Consider the following 18,798-nt stretch of genomic DNA (forward strand, 5'->3'; position numbering starts at 1 on the left):
CCCCCCCCGGGGGCGCAACCCGCCGGGGGGCCCCCCCCCGCCCCCCCCCCCACGGCCCCCCCCCCCCCCCACCCCGCCCCCCGCGCGCTTACAATTTTTATCAACCCCCCCCCCGGCGGCACTTGGCGTTTCACTGACCTAACCCATTGGTAGCGAGACTATCCACGCACAGTGACGGAGAACTTCCACACGACTTTCCCGGTGTCGGTCATGATGAAGCACTGACTCGCGCGGGTCCAGGAGGAGTTCATCGTGAGGCGCTTCGTGTTACACGCGGACTGCGTGCTGAAGTCGGTCGGGTACAGGTAGGTGTAGCCCGCAGCCTGCGCCGGCGCCGCAACCGCGAGGCCTCCGGCGGCAAGTGCGATCGCTGCCGCAACACGGGTAATCGTCTTTTGATACTTCATGGTCTCTCCCCACATAGGCCTGAACGAACATGGCCAAACTATCAGCGCAGACAAGGGGCCAAAATGGGCAGGAGTGCCCATGATGGCGATGCGCCGGGCTGTGACCTATTGGCTTCGCGGCCCCACATGCTCCCGCCTGCATGCACGAGACCGCATCAAAATGGCTGGGTAGTTTGTTGGGCCCCAATGGCGGTAATGGGTTCGAGAAGAAGCCCAAGACGAGCCCGTTCCGCCGTAATCTGAATGTGGCATATGGGCTCGTCTTTGCATTGGCTGCCTTGTACTTCATCGCCCGGCTGCTGTGGCCGGCGGTCGATCTGGGTACATCCGTGGGTCTGTGGGGAACCGTGGGCGCCCTTGTGGTGGTCACCTTTGTCGGCTGGGGACTTAGTTACAAGACTCCGGCTGTCCGCAGCGATGAAGGCAGCAGTCCATATGAAGGCTGAGGTTGAGCTTCTTTCAAAGTCCTAGGGGGGGTAAACCAGTCGTTTCGGACGTGTCTTTCGGATGCCCGGAGTCCTCGGTCACGACCCTCTTGGGCACGAATGGGGCCGGTAAATCAACGGTAATGCGGATGATGGCCGGCCTCGCCGTGCCGGACCGGGGCAAGGCACTCTACGACGGCCGCCCGCTCGCTTCTCACGCCCGGCCGAGCAGTGTCGCGTCTTTCATGCTTGGTCCAAACCATTTGCCTGCGTCATGCAGCGCTCAAAAGTTCCTCAAGATGAATGCCGACGCCGCGGATCTTCCGCCAAACATGATCCCAGAGACTCTTTCCGTCACAGGGCTCCAGGCGGCATCACGGAAGAAGATTAGACACCTGTCGTTGGGCATGAGAATAAGGCTTGCCAAAGCCGTGTTGATATCGACCCATCTTCTACGTGGAGCAGAGGCTTACACCGACCAGGGTTCTCTCCGTGTGTCGGTCAGGTGTTCGGCGGGGCCCTTCGGCGATGTCGACCGTCTGCATCGCCGCATCACCGCCCCCCCCGAGAGGCTCTTGGAACGGAACGCCATTGATTGGACACCAGCCGCGCGTTAGGGCAGATGTCCCCATGGCGCGTGATACGGAGGTGCCGGAGAATCATGGAGACGCCTCCGGTGGGCGCCCGGATGATGAGTCCGCGAACAAAAATGACTGGGGAACTTCATGAAACTCGCGATGCGTAAGACGGCTACTGCAGGCGCTGTGCTGGCTTTGGGTGCCGGTGCATTTCTGGCGGGCGCGCCCGCTGCCAATGCTTCAGGCTCAGGGACGGCGTGTCCGTCAGGACGGGCGTGTTTCTACTTCAATTCCGATTTCCAAGGTGCTCGGGCCGACTACGCCAACAGCGACGCCGGCATGGGAAACGAGCTGTTCACCGACGGCCCGGCTGGACGGAACGGATGGGGCGTCCAAGTCAACAACAACTCAGCCTCCCTAATCAACAACACGCACGCATACATCACCATCTACGACAGCCCCGACTGCGTCGGCTACGCCTGGTACATCCAACCGGGGGACCGTCTCAACCTGGGCGAGATGAAAAACAGGGTCAGCTCAATCTACGTGGCCTACAACGGCGGGGCCTGCATCTCTCGGGACCAGTCCTGGGCTTAGCCCTGCAGTAAGCGGGTGGTGGCCCTGCCACGCTCTTGAGGCAAGGCCACTCCCGTCGATCCACCCAGCACGGGGTATTCGCTTGGATGCAAGGGTCCCCCTGAAGAAACGCAACTCAACTTCTAGCCAAAGTAATTTGCCCGGATACGCCGGTCCGGACCTGGTCGCAGACGCCAAACCGCACTACGCCGTCCACCTCCGACCGGTAGAGCCCTGACGGATTTCACGTGCATGAAACACGTTACTCCAACGCCAAATAGGGTGCGCTCAATGATCCCCTAGCGGACGCCAGGGGTGGCCAGCGTCATGTCCCCCTCATGCCGAATGCAGGGTCTGCGACGATGGTCGCATGCTTGTATGGCTTACGGACTGGCAAATCGCGGAAGATCACCTGCTCATTAGAGTGGGTGACACCGTGGATTGGACAGTGTATCCGGCCGACCGAGATTGGGTTTGGTGATCGTCTGGTGATCGTCTGGTGATCGATTGGCAGTTCGATTCGTACGGCGATGCGGTGCACCAACCCTCGCGTCGGGTCTCGGGAGAAGTAGCTGAGCTGTGCAGCGTGCGCTGTCGTCAGACCCGGACACGCGAAGGCTTCGTACCCGTGACTGGCGAGGCAATCTTGGAGCCGGTAGCGGACACATCCGGTTCATGGATGCGCGATACCGCTCATGAGGAAAGCGTCGCCAACACCGGCACTGGCCAGAAAATGTACACGTTCTCGTACACAAGGCCCTTTGACAGTGTCGAGGACGACTATCTCTACGGCTATGTCCTATCACTTGCATACTGCGACGAAGAGAATAGCACCAGCGAATCGACGAGACAGTGACACGCAGCAAGTCCCAATACTGCACCAGCGTCCCGCTAGGTGATCGCTATCCGCACACTAGCAGCACTACGACCGGAAGGGCTTCTTATCGGCCCAGCGTTCATGCGCTGCTTGGCGGCTGATCCCAGCGGCGCGGCCAATATCGGCCCAGCAAGCACCTGCATCTTCCGGGGCCGCGGCAGTCTTATCGAGCCGATGCCCCGCCTGTCGGTATTCGCTGGCGGCGGCCTCCACACCCAGGATCGCGTCGAACGGGGCGATATGGATCATCCACTCATCCTGAACGGCGTCCTCCACGGGTTCGGAAACGAAAGCTCCGTCCCCGGCGGCCAGTATTCTCTGCGGGCCGCGAAATCAGCCTCTGCAGGCGTGAGCACTCTTTGCCACAGCTCTCCCTGCCACCCACACGTGCAAGCACCACGCCAGCTCAAAATCAGGTCGTCAGGAACGATCTCCTCCTCGGGGTGGAATTCCCCTGCTGGTTCGTAGTGTCCAGTGATCCCGTGGACCAGCATTCCTGCGCTGGTCGAAGACCTTGAGAGCCGTCCGTCTGGCGCAACCGCAGCCCAGCCCTCATGTTGGTAGTCGTTGGATGTCCAGCTCACGATCGGGCAGGCCTATCCGTCCGGTCTTTTTACGCTGAGCTCTCCGATTACGGCTACAGGGGTGTTTAGTACAGGGCAGGCCCAAACGCCTTGGTCGCCGACCATATGGGCGGCTAGTGGGTGATTGTTGGGATGCCAGGGGCACTGGGGCCAGTTGCTGTTGGTGGGGCCGTTTTCTTCGATAACCCATTCTTGAACCTGGTCCGCCACTGACACCAGCTGGTTGGCCCGTGCGAGGTCGCCCCTGACCGACACGCCTTGTCCGGTGGAATCGCGGGTGCTGTAGATCATCGCCGAGAGCACCTGAGGATCGTCGTCCCAGTCGCTTTCTTCAATGCGGGGTTCACTCAGCCCGCTGGAACTCACATCCCGCAAGACGTGACCGATAATCTCTACAATCTCTGCCGCCATGGAAGCCTCTCTCACTACCGCCTTGTGACCGCTTCCGCCGTAAAGGCCTGTTTATTTGCTGGATTACCTCCGACCGGAACCACTACGTCGACGTAACGGTACGCCGGTAATCAACAATCGGTCTTATGGGGGAAATATGCGCCATCACGGCACCAAATTCAAGCAAACAATCATAGGCGTTGTGACGGCGCCGGGCTTGTTGCTTCTAGGAGTGGCGCCCAGCGCCCAAGCCGCCACCACTCAGGACTCCCAGGTCCTCGTCGTAAATGTCACCACTCCAGCCGCAGATTCAACACTAGAGATCGTGTTCGATGAACCTTTGTCCAAGGAAGCCGTCCCGTATGTTGTCCCAAAACGTCCCCTTCAAACAGCTGTCACTAAGACAACTTCCGGGACAGCTGGATTGTGGGCCACGAGCCCGCATCCATGCTGCGTACACAGCGGCCCGGCTGGTGGCCGCTTGCAACCGCCCACCTTGCGAAACGGGTGGCCGCACCCATGCCTGTGAATGTTGGCGATAAATGGCGGTCTTTTGCGGAGCTAAATGTCGCTCTGCTAGTCCGCAAGCGTTCCTGACCGCCTGTAGAACGTCGCTCGGGACATTCCGAGATCCCGGGCAACTTGCGCCGCGGGCTCGCCACCTTTGACCAGGCGAACAGCGCTTCTGATCTGACTATCTGAGGGACAGAGCGAGTTGGACGCCTCGTATCCCAAGGGTTACAAAACGAAAGCTACCGCCAGATCTGTCGGGCTAGTTAGACCCGGGCTTGTAAACTGCTTCAAATTGGTATTTCCTCGCCGCTGTTTCAGGGCGCTCCCGTCATTACGGGTTGACTGCATGAGTCGAAGCTGATCTTCGGCCAACTCTTCATTGTCACGGGATCTTTGCCGGAGAAGACTTGAGCGACGGCATTCCGGCCTCGGGTATGACAAGGCTGGAGCCGACGGCAGCTCATCTTTTGGGCTGCCGCCGACCTACTCTGGTGTCTGCACTCAGTTTCTTGGGACGGTGGCCAATTCCTGGGCGATTGTTGCGGCGGCGATGCGACCGAACACAGCTCCCTTGCCCAACGATGTGCCAGTCATGTAAGCCGCGCCGTGGAAGCCACCGGTGACCTCTCCTACGGCATAGAGCCCAGGAATGACTTCGCCGTCAACGGCTGTTACCCGGGCTTCCGGGGTGATGGTGATGCCGCAGTAGGTGCTCGTCATGAGGGTTTTTGCCGGGTAGGCATAGAAAGGTGCCTTGCTGATGGGAACAAGCTCTCCGACACCATTGCAGAGGGCGGTGCGGGCGAATTCGTCTTCGATCTTTCCTCCGACGGCGTTGTTATACGTTTCGACGGTGGCTAGGAGGCCTGGGACGTCGATCCCTGCCTCTGCCGCGAGTTCCTCCAACGAATCGGCCTTGATGACGTGGCCGATATCTTCAAGAAAGCCGACGTCGTTCAGCGGAACGCCGGGGTGCGAGCGGGCCCTGACCACGGAGTCGAAGATTTCAAACCCGAGGCCCTCCGGCTGCGTCAGAGTAGCGGCTCCCAGGGTTTTATACGACTGGGATTCGTCCGTGAACCTGCGCCCGTGCTTGTTCACTATGATTGCGCCCATGTAGTAGGCGGTAAGGAGTTCGTGGAAGTCCATACCTGTGGCCGGGTGGGACCCGTAGGTTCCGGAAATGTAGGCCATGTCCGCGAGGCCTGCGCCGAGTTTCCAGGCCATCTTCAATCCGTCCCCTGTGTTGCCGATGCCGCCGTACGGGAGTGCGGCCAATTGCTCAGGGGCGAAGGTGCGGAGAAGATCCGTTCCGCGGCTGAACCCCCCTGAGGCGATCACAACACCGCCGCGTGTTCTGAAACTGGTGGCACCATCGGGACCTAGGGCGGTGACGCCGTTCACTCTGCCGCTGCGGCCTCTGGTCAGGGCTGTGGCGGCATGTTCGGTGAACAACGCTCCACCCTGCTCGGCGAGCGAGGCCTGAAGCTTGGCGAGAAGGTCTTTGATGGGCGAGAGGTGGGAGCGGGCAGTCGATTGACCGGAGCTCAGCTCAAGGGTGGAGAAGGTGATGCCGAGGTCTTTGAGCCATTGGTACGTTGCCTGCTGGTTGTTAAGGTAGGCCTTTAGGAGTTTCGGGTCATTGGCATGTGAACCGACTTCCAGCAGATCGTGGAGGAACAGCTCCTCGGAGTCCTCCACCCCGGCTGCAGTCTGTTCATCGGTCCCAGAGAAGGCGAAGAACCCGCCGCTCATCGCGGAGGAACCTCCGATATTGACGGTCTTCTCCAGCAGTGCCACTCGCAGGCCGGCCTGCGCCGCGGCCACCGATGTGGACAGGCCCGCGATTCCGGCACCTAGAACGACGACGTCGTATTCAGGGATTGTTTCAAGGATTGAGTTCATGCTGATGGATTTCTCTTTCTAAATCTTGGAAGTCAAGCAGTCGCATGCGCTGCTGTCAGCGGCCCTCTGGCCAAACGATCCAATGCAGACTCCTTCCGTGGTCTCGGTGAGTCTGTCCTCATCGATGAGGGGGAGGCTTGAAAGCTGAGTTAGTTTCCTCTGTGGCGTCCGGAGTTGTAGAGGATGCATCCCTTGCGCTTTCCTTCCTGCCGATCTCAGCATCTGGTCCGCAAGACGGGACATGGGCAGGGTTGCTCGGCGTCTGAGGGTCGCGCGCTTCAGCCGTGGAACCAAGAAGGGGTGTGTGGATTTCAGGGCGCTACTGTCAGGCTCCCAACAGGAGTCGAGAGCACAGATTCGACGTCACCGACGAGTGTGAGGTCTGTGCGCTCGGGCGAGTTAGCAGCGTGGCGCCCGGAGATTCTTCCCGAGACCATAGCCCATCCGATATGCAGGCCGTGGTTGAGGAGTTGAAGGCCTCCCTGGCCCGTGGATCCTGCCGCCCACAGCCCGGGGATTGCTTGTGCTTCAACGGTGGTGACCCTCAGGTGCGTGTCCACAATCAGGCCTCCATCTGCAAGGGTTATGTACGCCTGCATGGGCCCGAGGGCATAATAGGGTCCTTCGGTAATGCCAGTGCCGAATTTTTGACGTCCGAATTCAGGGTCGTGACCTTTAGCCGCATAACGGTTGCTTGCCTCGACGCTGGCCTGCAATCCATTGGGATCGATGCCAGCGGCACGGGCCAGCTCATCAAGCGTGTCCCCTTTGTGAAATACGTCGGGGCGGTAGCGCTTGTAATCCTGCACGTAGGCATAGGCCACACCCGGAAAGGTCGACACAGGATTGGGCCATGCGGAGAATTTTTTCGCCAAGGCGGCATCGAAGATCATGTATGCCGTGTTGCCTGCGGAAGCTACGCCACGTGCGAGATCCTTGTCCGAGTCTTCGTTAGCTATCCTATTGCCCTGGCCGTCGACGAGGATCGCCCCAGCTGAATACATGCTGTTATTTGGCCCCACCCAACTGGTCAAAGCCCCACGCAGAACATACGCCAAGATATTCTTTGGCAGCCGCTCAACAACAAACCGCATGATTCTGGAGATGGCCGGGTGCGAAGGAAGTATCTTGATAGGGTCAGGTCGCTTTGACGGCGCGAAACGCAAGCCCTCGTATAAGCGATCCATTTGTGTCAGGACGCCGCCGACATCGTTGCCAAGACGGAATCCGTCGCCAGTGTTGTCGGGGTTGACGGGCTGGACCTTCGAGGCTGCCTCGCCTGAGAATGCCTGCTTGAAATCCTTGGCCGCGGAGTAATCACCGGTTGCCAAAACGACCCCGCGACGGGCGAGAAAATCCTGTCCATTCGCACGGGCACCTATCACTTCGCCGTCACCGTTGCGGAGGAGCTTCTCGACTCTCATTGAAGTCTTAGTCTGGACCCCGCGCTTGCGGCACTCACGCACCAACGCGGTGATGTAGGCGGATGAGTTGGGTAGGACGTTGTGCATGCGGGGTTTTTCGTAGGGCGGTTCCGGAGTCGGGCCCAGGAACTGAACTCCGATGCTGGAAAGCCACTCAACTGTCGGGCCAGCGTTTTCCGCAAGAATGCGCCGTAGTTCCTTGTTCTCACGCCCTTCATCCGCACCGTTTGCAACCTTCATGTCCTCAATGAAGAGATCAATGGAGTCATTGACGCCATCCCGATACTGGTACGAGGTGTTCGCGGCGGTAAATGAACCAACGGACATGCCGGTACTTCCCCCCACTTTCGGGCACTTTTCAAGAATGAGTACCTTGGCGCCGCTGGTCGCTGCGGAGATGGCCGCACACAAGCCGGCGCCACCTCCTCCGATTACTAAGACGTCTGTGATGTTGTCCATGTTTGTTCCTTCACTAGGGAATTTGGGATTCTTGAACTGATGACCGAAGGCAAAAGCCACATCAATTCCCGTGATGTCTGTGTTCTGGGAGAGTCAGAATCGTCAGATCCGACTCACAGATTGGCAGTAGTGCGTCCTGCATGAGGCCTACGCTGTGGTCCCGCCGAGCAGTTCTAGTGCCGGAGAAACAATCTCGGCTGGACTCCTCCGCGCTGCAGCAGGAACTGTGCCGAAAGAATCTTCAACGAAGTGAGCGAGCACTTGTCCTGAGGCTGGATGCCCTGGCGCGGCTGCCCTGATCCTGAAGCGGCACTGACAGTCAGATCAACAGGTCCGTACGGGCAGGTGACATCTGAGCTGGAACGGCATGGCCGCTGTGGTCACGATGCTGCCCGTCCGGTTGCAGTGGCTACTTCGTTACTGGGACGGCCTCTTCCAGGAGCGGGTCGTGTGCGGTCTCCTTCACTGTGGAGATGGTCGCGAAGCCGATTGCCATGAGTCCCAATACCCACCAGGTGAGGACCGTGATGGTTCCGGTGACCCCGACGATCTGTGCAACGAAGAGCGGCGCGACTCCCGTGAGTACAAGGGCGAGATTCATACCCAACGCCTGGCCTGTATAGCGGACGTTGCGGGGCATGATCTCTGCGTACAAGATGTAGCCGGGCACGGTCGTGAGTGCGTGTACCAGCATGAAAATGACGAAAGCCACCCCGATCATCACCATATTCGTGGAGTTATCCAGGGTAAGGAACACGGGGAAAGCCACCAATATGAAGAGCGCGTAACCCGTCATTATCACGCGCTTGCGTCCCAGACGATCGCTCAGTATTCCAACCAGCGGGTACGAGAGCACCACAACCGTGGTTCCGATCGCGATCGTCCAATACACCGTAGAGGAACCCAGACCCCGGTTGTTGATCAGGAAGGTGGCAAAGTAGGTATTCGCTATATTTCCAGTGCCTGTCATGACGAGGACCAGCAGGAACACCTTCAGTACCTTCTTCGGGTGTTTGGTCAGAACCTCCCGCATGGGGCTACGGGCGACATGGGACTTCGGGAGTGCCTTGAATTCGGGGGTTTCTTCGATCTTGAGGCGGTAGTAAAGGCAAAGCAGTGTTAACGGTACGACGATCAGGAAAGGGATGCGCCAGCCCCATGACGCCATCTGGTCCGCCGGCAGAATCATGGCGACGAAACCGCACACAAACGAGGCGGCAGCGAATCCACCAACCGAGCCCATCGCCATAGCTGACGTGTAGAAGCCGCGTCGCTTTGCCGGAGCGGTCTCAGCGATGTAGGTTGCGGCACCGGAGATCTCCCCGCCTGCACAGAATCCCTGAATCATTCGCAGGAGCAGCAGAAGTATGCTTGCACCGACGCCAAGGACATCGTAGCCGGGCAGGGCACCGATTAACCCGGTCGCAATCCCCATGGTGACGATGGTGATAATGAGCGCCTTGCGTCGTCCTTCCCGATCTCCGAGACGGCCGAAGTACCAGCCGCCCAAGGGCCGGACGACGTAGGACGATGCGAAAATCCCGAGGGTGAAAAGCAATCCAACGAGGGCATTCTCGCCCGGAAAGAACTTCGGCGCGATATAGACCGCCACGAGCGCATACACGGCGAAATCGAAATATTCGATCAAGGTGCCCACGCCACCTGCGATGGTGGCGCGCCGCCTCACTTTCCGCTGCTTAGGGCTCAAATCTAACTCCGCCCGGGAACTTGAAGTTTCCATGCTAAATCTCCTTTGATTTTGTAGCTGGTGTGGGTGATGGACAAGGGTGTATGTCACTGATGATGTTTTGGATGCGGGGTGAGGCTCCTGGACGCGTTCTGGAGTTCCGAGGCCAGGAGATTGAACGTGCCCCCGGCCTGCCAGCTCATGAGAGTCCGCTCGCTTGGCGGCACAATCGGCAAACAGAAGTCAGGCCCGCGAAGGGTTCCCGTGGCCAGGTCGATTTCGAGGTCCTGCCAACGAGAAGCATGGCGGGAAACTTCGGGACACTCGATCAAAAGCATCCCGTTTGCGACTTCGCCACGGTGGAACCCTGAGGCGAATGAATCGGCGACGATCGTGTTGATTCCTACATGCCGCATTGCGATCATGCCCTGATAGTGAGGATGGCCGTATCCAAAGTTCCGGCCGCCCACGAGGATGTCTCCTTGTCGAACTGACGACGTGAACCTGGGATCGTGGGTCGCCATCAGAAAGGGTAGGAGCTTATCGGGGTCGTAGGTCTTGATGTTCTCGACGCCCACGATCATGTCCACGTCGTAGTCGTCTTCAAAAATCCAGGCTACGCGTCCATGGACCACTTTCTGCCCGGGCCCCGTCTGAACTCCAAGATGGTTCATAGGAACTCCCTCGGGTCCACGATGCTTCCGGCGAGGGCCGATGCGGCCACCGTGTACGGATTGGCAAGGAAGATCCCGGCCTGGGTGCTGCCCATCCGACCCGCAACGTTCAGGACTCCTGACGAAATGCATACTTGACCGGCGGACAAAGGTTGGGCATAACCGAAGCAAAAATCACAGGTGGATTTATGGATCCGAGCTCCGGCTCGTTCCAAGACGTCGAGCAGACCGGCGGTGCGGGCCTTTTCGAAGATTTCAGTGGAGGTTGGGACTACGTGCAGCTCCACACCCGGTGCCACCGTTCGTCCTTCCAAGATTTGTGCTGCTGCCTCCAGGTCTTCAAAGCGCCCTGATGAGCAGGACCCTATATACGCGCGGTCGATCTTTGTACCGACATCCTGGAGGACCGCTACCGTGTGGTCTGCCTTGGCCGAACCTGGCCGGACGATCTGCGGTTCGAGCCGATCAAGCTGGATGATAATGGACTTCAGAATCTTGGCGTCCGCATCCGATTCGAGCAGCCACGCACCGCGGTCCGATCGGGCTGTGACGTAGTCGATGGCTTTTTGATCCGAGTCGAAGATGGCCGAATCGGCACCCGTGAACATGGCCATGCTGCAGAGGCTTAGCCGCTGGTCGACCGACAGCCGGGCCGCAGCCTCCCCACGGAAATGGATAACGCAACCCAAAAATCCGGATGCACCTTCCGTTGCAATGAGGTGATGCAGTAGGTCTCTTGCGTCAACCCCCTGTTGGAAGTCGCCCAGAAGCCATACCTCGGCGACCTGTGGAACCCGAAGGTGTATCTGGCCCGTTGACCAGGCCTCGATCAAGTCACGGCGAACCCCAAAGCCCAGGGCTCCCACTGCGCCAGCTGCTGAGACGTGTCCGTCGTGGTGCACCAAGAGAGCACCGGGCCTGGCATAGCCCAACTCAAGCATCGCTTGGTGGCCGATGCCGACATTCTCGTGGAGCCTGAACCCCCACCGGGCATGTAAGTCTCTTGTCGATTCTCGAAGGTCATGCTCAGCTTTGTTGTTTTTAGACAACATGTGGTCAACGAACACTACGTAGCGATCGGGATCGTCCAGATTCTTGATATCCAGCTGGTTCATCTGAGCGAAGAAGCGGTCCACAACGCCTGGGAAGTCGTAAGCGATCATATGGTCAGGCCGAACCGGGACTTCGTCCCCCGCACGAACGGTCCGCCGCCCGCTGGCGCGCGCAAAGATCTTCTCGACCACGGTCATGCCCATTTAGATCGCCCCCGATTCCGGCCCATACGCAGCCAGGGCACGGTCAGCCGAGTCGTACCCGACAAGATCCAGGAACTTTGCCCGTTCCATTTCGCGACCACCGCTTTGCGGCTCCCGAACCAACCGGCTGAAAGTCTCCACTAGCTGGCCGCTCGTCTCGAGAATCGCCTGCGTGGGAAGGACCGCAATCCTGACGCCGCAGTCCTGGAGGGTTAGCAAATCAAAGTCCTCGGCCAGCCAGGTGCCGGCGACAATTGTCAACGCGAGGCGGTCGCCAAGCTTCTCCCCCACTGAGCGCCATTCGCTCACCGACGCGAACGTTTTGGTGGTGCCCATAACGAGGTCAGCGCCGTCTGCCAGAAAGTGTTTCATTCGCCCGAGGGCCTCATCGCCTTGCGTATCGGTGCGTGCGATCAGGAGCGACGAGTCATGCTTTGCCTCGACTGCCGCGCGGATTTTGCCCCTCGCTTCGGGCAGTGGGATTACTTCGGCGGCACCAGCGTGAGACATCGGACACCTTTTCGGCGAAACTTGATCCTCCATGAAAAACGCCGACGCCCCAGCCGCCTGAACCCGTCGCACCGTTTGCATGACCGTCACCGCGTTTCCATAGCCTGTGTCAATATCTGCCACAACGGGCAGACCGCTTGCCTCATGGATTCTGGCAACTGCCTGGAATGCGTCCGTTGATGAGTAGAGCTCAACGTCGGGGACCCCGAGAGAGGCGCTCAGCGCAAAGCCTGATGAGCAGAGAACTTCGAATCCCGCCTCGCGGGCGCAAAGGGCGGACAGGCCGTCCCACACGCCGGGGGCGTATACCGTCTGCTGTTTGCTTAGGACTTCTCTAAAGTTGCGCATCGCTCTTTCCTTGCCTTTCGCCATAAGTGTGTGGCGGGAAACCCGCGAGTGAGCGTCGAGGGAAACCCCAAATGAAATCTTGAGAGTGTGGGCGTTCACCACCTTGGGGAGTGACCTGTCTGCCGCACTGCATGTCAGGTTCTCTGAGAGTGATAAAGCCTTGTTTGTGTGACCCCCATAACAGCATGGTACGAGCACTTGTGTGTAATGCGCAATTTGATTTACACTAATTGCGTGATACGCAATGAAGAACAACGAGTGGAGTCCGTGCACCGGGCCTTGGTACTACTGAAGGTCGTGGCCGAAACGGGCTCGTTGAGTGTTACCGATGCGGCAAAAATATTGGATGTGAACCCATCCACTGCCCAAAGGCTCCTTGCGACGCTTGCGGGCGACGGCTTCGTTGCTCAGGGTGAGCGCAAACGTTACGAACCGGGACCGGCGCTTCTGCGGCCGAGCATCCCGCAATCCGTCCCGCCCCTCCGCACCCGGGCTCGCCCCTATCTTGAACGATTGTTCCAACGGGTGGGAGAGACGGTGCACATCACGGCGCTGGTTGGCACTGAGGTCAATCATCTTGACGGTATCGAAGCCAGTGCGCACTCCCTGCGGTTCGGCGTCCGAAACGGTGTCCGATTGCCGGCCCATGTCACCGCGGCTGGCAGGGCCATGCTTGCCGATCTTCCCACCGAAGATGTCAACGCTCGGTACCAGATTGAGATGGGGTTGCAAGGCGCTGCCCTGCCCGTCGACCTAAAGCAGCTCCATGAAGAACTTACTAAGACTCGGCGTCAGCAGGTGGCGACCAACTTCGGGGAAAGCGAACCAGGTGTTGCAGCGTTCGCTGCATCAATTGGCGTAATCGATGGAGAACGGGCGGCATTCGTAGTCGCCCTACCCATCGCCAGACTCTCCAAAGCAGCCGCCCAAAAATGCACGAACGCAGTCAAAATAACGGCAGCGGAAGCCGCGAAAGCTCTCGCTGGCTGAGCGATTGATGATGCGAGGTGACGTGACGAGGAGGGCCGTGCCTAGCTGGTCATGATGCTCCGTCAGGGCAGCAGCCAAAACAAGAGACATGCTTCTACATCCCGAGCGCAGCGAGGACCATTTCACAGCGCCCAGCGCTGTGAACCGCCGCAGATTCCGTTGGCGGCCCTCAACCAGCCCACACCGCTACTGAGCGTCTTGGAAAGGTACAGGTTTTCAAGACACCCGCCGCGCGTCGATATTGTCAGTAGATCGCCGCGCCGTTTCGATCCGGTTCATGTCTTAGAAAGTCGTCTCGACGAATATCGTCTTAGCCAAGTGCTTTCACTGACTTTCTGAGGCACAATGGCCGGGTGAGGCACCTAGGGTATACGCGCGTGAGCACTTCGAGTCAGGATGCTCAGCTGCAGCTCGATGCATTGGTCGCTGCCGGAGTCCAAAAGCGCGATGTCTTCGCCGATGTCACATCCGGGAGCAAGGCCGCCGCCGAGCGGCCCGGAATGAAGAAACTGCTCGCCTACGCGGAGGAAGGCGATACCGTCGTGGTGTGGCGGGTGGACCGCTTGGGCCGGTCACTGATTGATGTCCTCAATACGGTGAACCTGCTCCGGGAACGTGGGATTCAGGTGCGGTCCATTTCTGATGGAATCGATCCGGCGACTTCGACGGGTCGGTTGATGCTGAATATGCTGGCCACCCTTGCCGAGTACGAACGTGAGCTGATTGTTGAGCGGGTCAACGCCGGCATCCTGGCTGCAAGACAGAACGGCACGCGCTTCGGCAGACCAGCCTCCGATCCGATGGTTATTGCAGACAAACTCGCCGTCGTCCAGGATGCGAGGGCCAAGGGGCGCACGGCCGAGGACGCCGCGCGTCTGGTGGGCTGGAGCCGGGCTACCTTGTACCGGCATCAGCAGGCCCTGGCCGCCCGTAAGAGTACCGGCACGTAGGCGTACGGTGAACGGCGATGAACGCTGGAAGATCCTCCGACTTCACGTCGAGGACCAGGTTCCACTCGCCGTTCTCGCCCGGGAAACGGGGATCAGCGCCCGGACGCTTCAACGCTGGCACCAGCTTTACAAGGCTCGTGGCCTCCAGGCGCTGGACCGGAATACTCGCTCTGATACAGGCAAGCGGCACACCGACGCCGAAGCTGTGGCGGTCATCGAAAGACTTGCCCTGACGAAGCCCCGACCGAGTCTTGCCACTTTGCACCGGTTGACTGTTTCTGAAGCAGGCCAAAAGGGCTTTCACGCGCCCAGCTACGCCACAGTGCGTGAGATCGTCCAAGCGCTCGATCCGGCCCTGGTAACCCTCGCCCTCGAAGGTCCTGCCTCTTATCGAGACCGGCACGAACTCGTTTTCCGTCGCCAAGCCGACCGGCCTAACCAGATCTGGCAAGCCGACCACACCGAACTCGACATCCTCATCACCGGAGCGAACGGGAAGCCGGACCGGCCATGGCTAACAACCGTGATGGACGATCATTCCAGAGCCTTGTGCGGGTACATGGTGTTCACCGGCGCACCATCGGCCATGAACACGGCCCTCGCCCTCCGACAGGCCATCTGGCGAAAGAGCGACGCGACCTGGGCGATGTGCGGCATTCCTGACGTTCTGCACGTCGACCATGGTTCTGATTTCACCAGCCATCACCTTGAACGCACGGCGATCGAGCTTCATATCCGCCTTATCTACTCAACGATTGGCCGACCCCAAGGACGTGGAAAGATTGAACGCTTCTTCGGCACCGTCAACACCGAACTCCTCGCCTCACTCCCAGGGCACCTCGGGCACGGAAGGCGGACCCCCCAACCAGAGCTTGATCTTGCCGCCCTTGACCGGGCCATTGGGTCCTTCATCTCCACCTACAACGAACGACCCCACCAGGAACTCGGCCGTTCTCCGAGGGACAGCTGGGTCGCAGACGGCTGGTTACCACGCATGCCCGACAGCCTCGAAGCCCTCGACGGGCTCCTGCTCACGGTACCGAAACACCGTAAGGTCCAGCGCGACGGAATCCACTTCCAGGGCCAGCGCTACCTCGCTCCGACTCTGGCACCTTTCGTCGGACACACGGTCACGATCCGCTACGACCCCAGAGACATCTCCGAAGTCCGCGTCTACGACCACAACACCTTCATCTGCGTTGCCATCGACGAAAACCATCCCAACCTCAGGCTCAGCCTCCGCGACATTGAATCTGCCCGCCGAGCCCGCCGACGCGAGCTGCGCCGGACCATCAACGAACGCATACCCACTCACGCAACCCGCGAGGAACCACGACAAACCGCACCAACACCAACCAGGCGCCGGCTTCGCACCTATGAAGAGGACTGATCATGAACAAGGACTTCATCGTTACCAAGGAGCACAGGCGATTCACGGAATTCGCCAACGCCGTACGCAAAGAGCAAACCATCGGGATCTGCCATGGCGACGCCGGAGTAGGCAAGACCCAGTCAGCGCGCCGCTACGCCAACTGGGACACGCTAGAGCCCTACATCACAGAATGGGGTCCGCGGGGCGACCATGACGCCAAACACTACGCCCTCGCCAACCGCTCCCGCACGGTCTTCTACACACCCGAAGTACTACCCAGGCCCAAAGATCTCATACGCGACGTCGAGCACCTACAGATCAGGATCGGCATCTGCGCAGACGAACACCAACGCCTCATCGGGAAGGTCACCGGAGTCCATGTCGGCAACACCAACAAATGGGTCGAACTGCTGATCATCGACGAAGCCGAACGGCTCACTCCGAACGTCCTCGAACAGCTCAGAGACAAACACGACCGCACCCACATCGCGATCATCCTTATCGGCATGCCGGGAATTGACCAACGCTTCCGCCACTACCCCCAGCTGTACAGCCGCCTAGGGTTCTCCCACCACTACCGGGCCCTCGGACGTGAAGAACTACTCTTCGTCCTGGACCGCCACTGGAAACGACTCGGAAAGACGCTGGACCCCGAAGACTTCACCGACGCCCAAGCCATCGCAGCAATCGAAAGAATCACCCGCGGCAACTTCCGACTCCTCGAGCGCCTCTTCCCCCAGATCACCCGCGTCCTGAAAATCAACCAACTCGAAACCATCACAGACGACGTCATCGAAGCAGCCGCCAGCGTCCTCGTGATAGGCAACTAACGACACTTAGCGATCAAAAAACACCGCCATGTATCGGCAAACTCCGCACCCATGCCAGCCCCGCCGTCGTAATGTTGCGTAGGTCACATCGGACACATACGCTGGGGGTCGCTGCAGCGTGGCAGCAACCTGATGAAAGGCAACACATTGTCCAGCGACAAGCTCTCCGTAGTTGTTCGCGTCGATGTTGACGGCGAACAGATCCAGATCGCAGCGACCGGTCATGTGACCGCAACCAGCCTTCAGGGCCTCTACCCGGTGGTCCAACGCACCCGGAGCCTGGGCGGCGGCCTCGGCGTCGAAATGGACCTGACGGAAGCGACCGTTGATGCGGACGCGTTGCAACAGCTCCAGGTGTTCGCCGAGCTTTACGAGGTCCCAGTCCGCCTCCAAAACAACAATGTGACGGCCCTGCCGTCACGCGAACTTCAGACAACCAGCCGCGCCGCCTAAGCCACCTAACAGGAGAACCCATGCGCAAAGTCACCGCCGGCCTGTTCCACTCCGTTGATGGCGTGGTCCAGGATCCGTTCAAGTTCCAGTTCGACAGCTTCGACGACGAGCTGGGCAAGGGCCTGACCAAGATGATCACCACGGTGGACACCGTGGTCCTGGGTCGCGTCAGCTACCAGGAATGGGCCGGCTACTGGCCGAACGCTTCGCGGGACGAGGACTTTGCGGCCTTCATCAATCCCGTGGCGAAGTTTGTCGCATCCCGTACGCTGTCCGAGCCCTTGGAATGGGAGAACTCGCACCTGATCGAAGGTGACGTGGAGCAGTTCGTCGCAGAACTGAAGAACCGCGACGGCGGCGAGATCGCCGTCTGCGGCAGCATCTCCCTGGTTCGCCAACTGCTGTTCGCCGGCGTGCTCGACGAGCTGACACTCATGACCCACCCCGTCGTGGCAGGCAGTGGGCGCCGGTTGTTCGAGGACGGCGACCCACAGAACCGGCTCGTACTGGAGGACCAGTACGCCACCAGCAAGGGCAACGTGATCAGCACGTACAGCCTCCGCAAAGACTAAAACGTACGACGGCGGGACTCAGCTCGTGCGGCCTCCCCCGACGGCGATCACCCCAGCAGCAACGCCGAACCCAGCTCGCTTCTGAAATAGAGGACGCTGCGGCCGTAGCGGGTGGACGTCACCAGTCCGGCGTCTCGAAGCACCCGAAGGTGTTGATTCACAGCGGAAGTCGTGACGCCAAAACGCACACCGAGCTCGGTGGATGACGCCGGCGCGGCCAAGGCAGTTAGCAAGCTGGTCCGGACCTCGCCGAGCACCGCCACAACAGCGGCAGGGTTCCGCACCTGCTCGGCCTCCCACATGGCCCCCTGCCCGCGGGCCGGGTACATCAGCAGCGGCGGATCGCCATGGTTCACAGGGGCAGAGGCCCTTCGGGTGAACATGGTGGGAACCAGGGTCAGACCCAAGCCGTCAGTCTTCTCGGTCCGCGACGCCGGGTTCTTGAGCCGCACGGAAATGACGCGGCCGTCGAATTCCACGGCGCCGGACAAATCGTTGAGCATCGTGAACAGGCCGCCCTGCGCGATCTGCCGGCCACGGTAGACAATATCCGCCTCCAGGATGGTGCGCATGCGAAGCCAGTGCGGCGCGAAGCAGGTGTCCCAGAATTCCCGGAGGATGCGGACCATCCGCTGTATGGCTGGTCCAACAGGGCCGGAAAAGACACTCGGGACAGCGCCGTGCACCCGGATCAGGTCGCCGTGAAACTGCTCGGCGGAAATCCGCTCCAGTGCCGCGAACTCGTCATCAATCCGGGTGAGTGGGGACTCAGGCCGGGGGTTCAGGAAGTCCGGCGTCCACAGCCTGTCATCCACCAGGGCCAGCAAGCCATCGAGGTCCAAGCGTGACCGGGCCTCTTCGGTCCGACGCAACCATGGCAGCTGGAGTGGATACTGGCTGGGATCCCGAATAGCTCTCAGGGAAAGTCCGAGTTCACACAAAGGTGAGATGCCAAAGCGCACGCCGCCCAGATCTGCGTCGGACAACTCGTACTTCAACATGAAGCACTACGCTACAT

The 18,798-nt window shown here is 59.9% G+C and carries 19 protein-coding genes and 1 pseudogene; 9 read left to right on the plus strand and 11 right to left on the minus strand.

Going from position 1 to position 18,798, the window contains the following annotated elements:
- Positions 1–158 precede the first annotated feature (158 nt).
- The gene (locus tag LN996_RS17590) at positions 159–407 is read right to left on the minus strand and encodes a hypothetical protein (RefSeq protein WP_231341697.1); all 249 of its coding nucleotides are present in this window, start codon (positions 405–407) and stop codon (positions 159–161) included.
- 140 nt (positions 408–547) lie between these two features.
- Between LN996_RS17590 and LN996_RS17595 the strand changes: the two genes are divergently transcribed.
- The 3 genes from LN996_RS17595 to LN996_RS17600 all read left to right on the plus strand — a co-directional run bounded on the left by LN996_RS17595 (position 548) and on the right by LN996_RS17600 (position 2,007).
- Positions 548–853 (plus strand): hypothetical protein, encoded by a 306-nt coding sequence (locus LN996_RS17595; RefSeq protein WP_231341698.1) that lies wholly within the window; start codon positions 548–550, stop codon positions 851–853.
- A gap of 50 nt (positions 854–903) precedes the next feature.
- Positions 904–1,449, plus strand: coding sequence for an ATP-binding cassette domain-containing protein (locus LN996_RS23900; RefSeq protein ID WP_374202231.1), 546 nt, complete (start codon positions 904–906; stop codon positions 1,447–1,449).
- Between the two features lie 108 nt (positions 1,450–1,557).
- The gene (locus LN996_RS17600; RefSeq protein ID WP_017197419.1) at positions 1,558–2,007 is read left to right on the plus strand and encodes a peptidase inhibitor family I36 protein; all 450 of its coding nucleotides are present in this window, start codon (positions 1,558–1,560) and stop codon (positions 2,005–2,007) included.
- A 901-nt stretch (positions 2,008–2,908) separates the two neighbouring features.
- Here the strand turns inward: LN996_RS17600 and LN996_RS17605 are convergent.
- From LN996_RS17605 to LN996_RS17645, 9 genes and pseudogenes are all read right to left on the minus strand, one after another.
- Positions 2,909–3,112 carry a hypothetical protein gene (locus tag LN996_RS17605; protein WP_231341699.1) on the minus strand — a complete coding sequence of 68 codons (204 nt, stop codon included), beginning with the start codon at positions 3,110–3,112 and terminating at the stop codon, positions 2,909–2,911.
- A gap of 347 nt (positions 3,113–3,459) precedes the next feature.
- The gene (locus LN996_RS17610; RefSeq protein WP_231341700.1) at positions 3,460–3,858 is read right to left on the minus strand and encodes a hypothetical protein; all 399 of its coding nucleotides are present in this window, start codon (positions 3,856–3,858) and stop codon (positions 3,460–3,462) included.
- A gap of 555 nt (positions 3,859–4,413) precedes the next feature.
- A pseudogene (locus LN996_RS17615) lies at positions 4,414–4,539 on the minus strand (helix-turn-helix domain-containing protein); the annotation flags it as partial.
- Positions 4,540–4,851: 312 nt separating this feature from the next.
- Positions 4,852–6,255, minus strand: coding sequence for an FAD-dependent oxidoreductase (locus tag LN996_RS17620; protein WP_231341701.1), 1,404 nt, complete (start codon positions 6,253–6,255; stop codon positions 4,852–4,854).
- A 311-nt stretch (positions 6,256–6,566) separates the two neighbouring features.
- Positions 6,567–8,198, minus strand: a complete 1,632-nt coding sequence (locus LN996_RS17625) for an FAD-dependent oxidoreductase (RefSeq protein WP_231341702.1) — start codon at positions 8,196–8,198, stop codon at positions 6,567–6,569.
- 349 nt (positions 8,199–8,547) lie between these two features.
- Positions 8,548–9,825, minus strand: a complete 1,278-nt coding sequence (locus LN996_RS17630; RefSeq protein ID WP_231341703.1) for an MFS transporter — start codon at positions 9,823–9,825, stop codon at positions 8,548–8,550.
- Between the two features lie 107 nt (positions 9,826–9,932).
- A complete protein-coding gene (locus tag LN996_RS17635) occupies positions 9,933–10,499 on the minus strand; it encodes a hypothetical protein (RefSeq protein WP_231341704.1) in 567 nt (188 codons plus the stop codon).
- On the minus strand, positions 10,496–11,755 hold the full coding sequence (locus tag LN996_RS17640; RefSeq protein WP_231341705.1) for an aconitase family protein: 1,260 nt from the start codon (positions 11,753–11,755) through the stop codon (positions 10,496–10,498). Before LN996_RS17640 ends, LN996_RS17635 begins: the two co-directional genes overlap by 4 nt.
- Positions 11,756–12,637: an isocitrate lyase/PEP mutase family protein gene (locus LN996_RS17645; RefSeq protein WP_308102739.1), complete on the minus strand. Its 882-nt coding sequence runs from the start codon at positions 12,635–12,637 to the stop codon at positions 11,756–11,758.
- 210 nt (positions 12,638–12,847) lie between these two features.
- Between LN996_RS17645 and LN996_RS17650 the strand changes: the two genes are divergently transcribed.
- The 6 genes from LN996_RS17650 to LN996_RS17675 all read left to right on the plus strand — a co-directional run bounded on the left by LN996_RS17650 (position 12,848) and on the right by LN996_RS17675 (position 17,780).
- Positions 12,848–13,603, plus strand: coding sequence for an IclR family transcriptional regulator (locus tag LN996_RS17650; RefSeq protein WP_231341707.1), 756 nt, complete (start codon positions 12,848–12,850; stop codon positions 13,601–13,603).
- A gap of 353 nt (positions 13,604–13,956) precedes the next feature.
- Positions 13,957–14,553 carry a recombinase family protein gene (locus tag LN996_RS17655; protein ID WP_193591244.1) on the plus strand — a complete coding sequence of 199 codons (597 nt, stop codon included), beginning with the start codon at positions 13,957–13,959 and terminating at the stop codon, positions 14,551–14,553.
- A gap of 7 nt (positions 14,554–14,560) precedes the next feature.
- Complete coding sequence (locus LN996_RS17660; protein ID WP_231341708.1) at positions 14,561–15,943, plus strand: Mu transposase C-terminal domain-containing protein; 1,383 nt, start codon at positions 14,561–14,563, stop codon at positions 15,941–15,943.
- Positions 15,944–15,945: 2 nt separating this feature from the next.
- Positions 15,946–16,755, plus strand: a complete 810-nt coding sequence (locus tag LN996_RS17665; RefSeq protein ID WP_231341709.1) for an AAA family ATPase — start codon at positions 15,946–15,948, stop codon at positions 16,753–16,755.
- Positions 16,756–16,887: 132 nt separating this feature from the next.
- Positions 16,888–17,208, plus strand: a complete 321-nt coding sequence (locus tag LN996_RS17670; protein ID WP_231341710.1) for a hypothetical protein — start codon at positions 16,888–16,890, stop codon at positions 17,206–17,208.
- Positions 17,209–17,228: 20 nt separating this feature from the next.
- Complete coding sequence (locus LN996_RS17675) at positions 17,229–17,780, plus strand: dihydrofolate reductase family protein (RefSeq protein WP_231341711.1); 552 nt, start codon at positions 17,229–17,231, stop codon at positions 17,778–17,780.
- 47 nt (positions 17,781–17,827) lie between these two features.
- Here LN996_RS17675 and LN996_RS17680 read toward each other — a convergent pair whose 3' ends face one another.
- A complete protein-coding gene (locus LN996_RS17680) occupies positions 17,828–18,781 on the minus strand; it encodes a DUF5937 family protein (protein WP_231341712.1) in 954 nt (317 codons plus the stop codon).
- Between the last annotated feature and the right edge of the window lie 17 nt (positions 18,782–18,798).

The sequence above is a fragment of the Arthrobacter sp. AK01 genome (assembly GCF_021109375.1).
In the GTDB taxonomy this organism is placed as follows: domain Bacteria; phylum Actinomycetota; class Actinomycetes; order Actinomycetales; family Micrococcaceae; genus Arthrobacter.

Bases quoted from the DNA above. Each gene is read 5' to 3' on its own strand.
- LN996_RS17635 (WP_231341704.1), bottom strand. From the start codon at position 10,499: ATGAACCATCTTGGAGTTCAGACGGGGCCCGGGCAGAAAGTGGTCCAT.
- LN996_RS17605 (WP_231341699.1), bottom strand. From the start codon at position 3,112: ATGATCCATATCGCCCCGTTCGACGCGATCCTGGGTGTGGAGGCCGCC.
- LN996_RS17675 (WP_231341711.1), top strand. From the start codon at position 17,229: ATGCGCAAAGTCACCGCCGGCCTGTTCCACTCCGTTGATGGCGTGGTC.
- LN996_RS17595 (WP_231341698.1), top strand. From the start codon at position 548: ATGCACGAGACCGCATCAAAATGGCTGGGTAGTTTGTTGGGCCCCAAT.
- LN996_RS17590 (WP_231341697.1), bottom strand. From the start codon at position 407: ATGAAGTATCAAAAGACGATTACCCGTGTTGCGGCAGCGATCGCACTT.
- LN996_RS17680 (WP_231341712.1), bottom strand. From the start codon at position 18,781: ATGTTGAAGTACGAGTTGTCCGACGCAGATCTGGGCGGCGTGCGCTTT.
- LN996_RS17600 (WP_017197419.1), top strand. From the start codon at position 1,558: ATGAAACTCGCGATGCGTAAGACGGCTACTGCAGGCGCTGTGCTGGCT.
- LN996_RS17610 (WP_231341700.1), bottom strand. From the start codon at position 3,858: ATGGCGGCAGAGATTGTAGAGATTATCGGTCACGTCTTGCGGGATGTG.
- LN996_RS17665 (WP_231341709.1), top strand. From the start codon at position 15,946: ATGAACAAGGACTTCATCGTTACCAAGGAGCACAGGCGATTCACGGAA.
- LN996_RS17670 (WP_231341710.1), top strand. From the start codon at position 16,888: ATGAAAGGCAACACATTGTCCAGCGACAAGCTCTCCGTAGTTGTTCGC.
- LN996_RS17620 (WP_231341701.1), bottom strand. From the start codon at position 6,255: ATGAACTCAATCCTTGAAACAATCCCTGAATACGACGTCGTCGTTCTA.
- LN996_RS17645 (WP_308102739.1), bottom strand. From the start codon at position 12,637: ATGGCGAAAGGCAAGGAAAGAGCGATGCGCAACTTTAGAGAAGTCCTA.
- LN996_RS17640 (WP_231341705.1), bottom strand. From the start codon at position 11,755: ATGGGCATGACCGTGGTCGAGAAGATCTTTGCGCGCGCCAGCGGGCGG.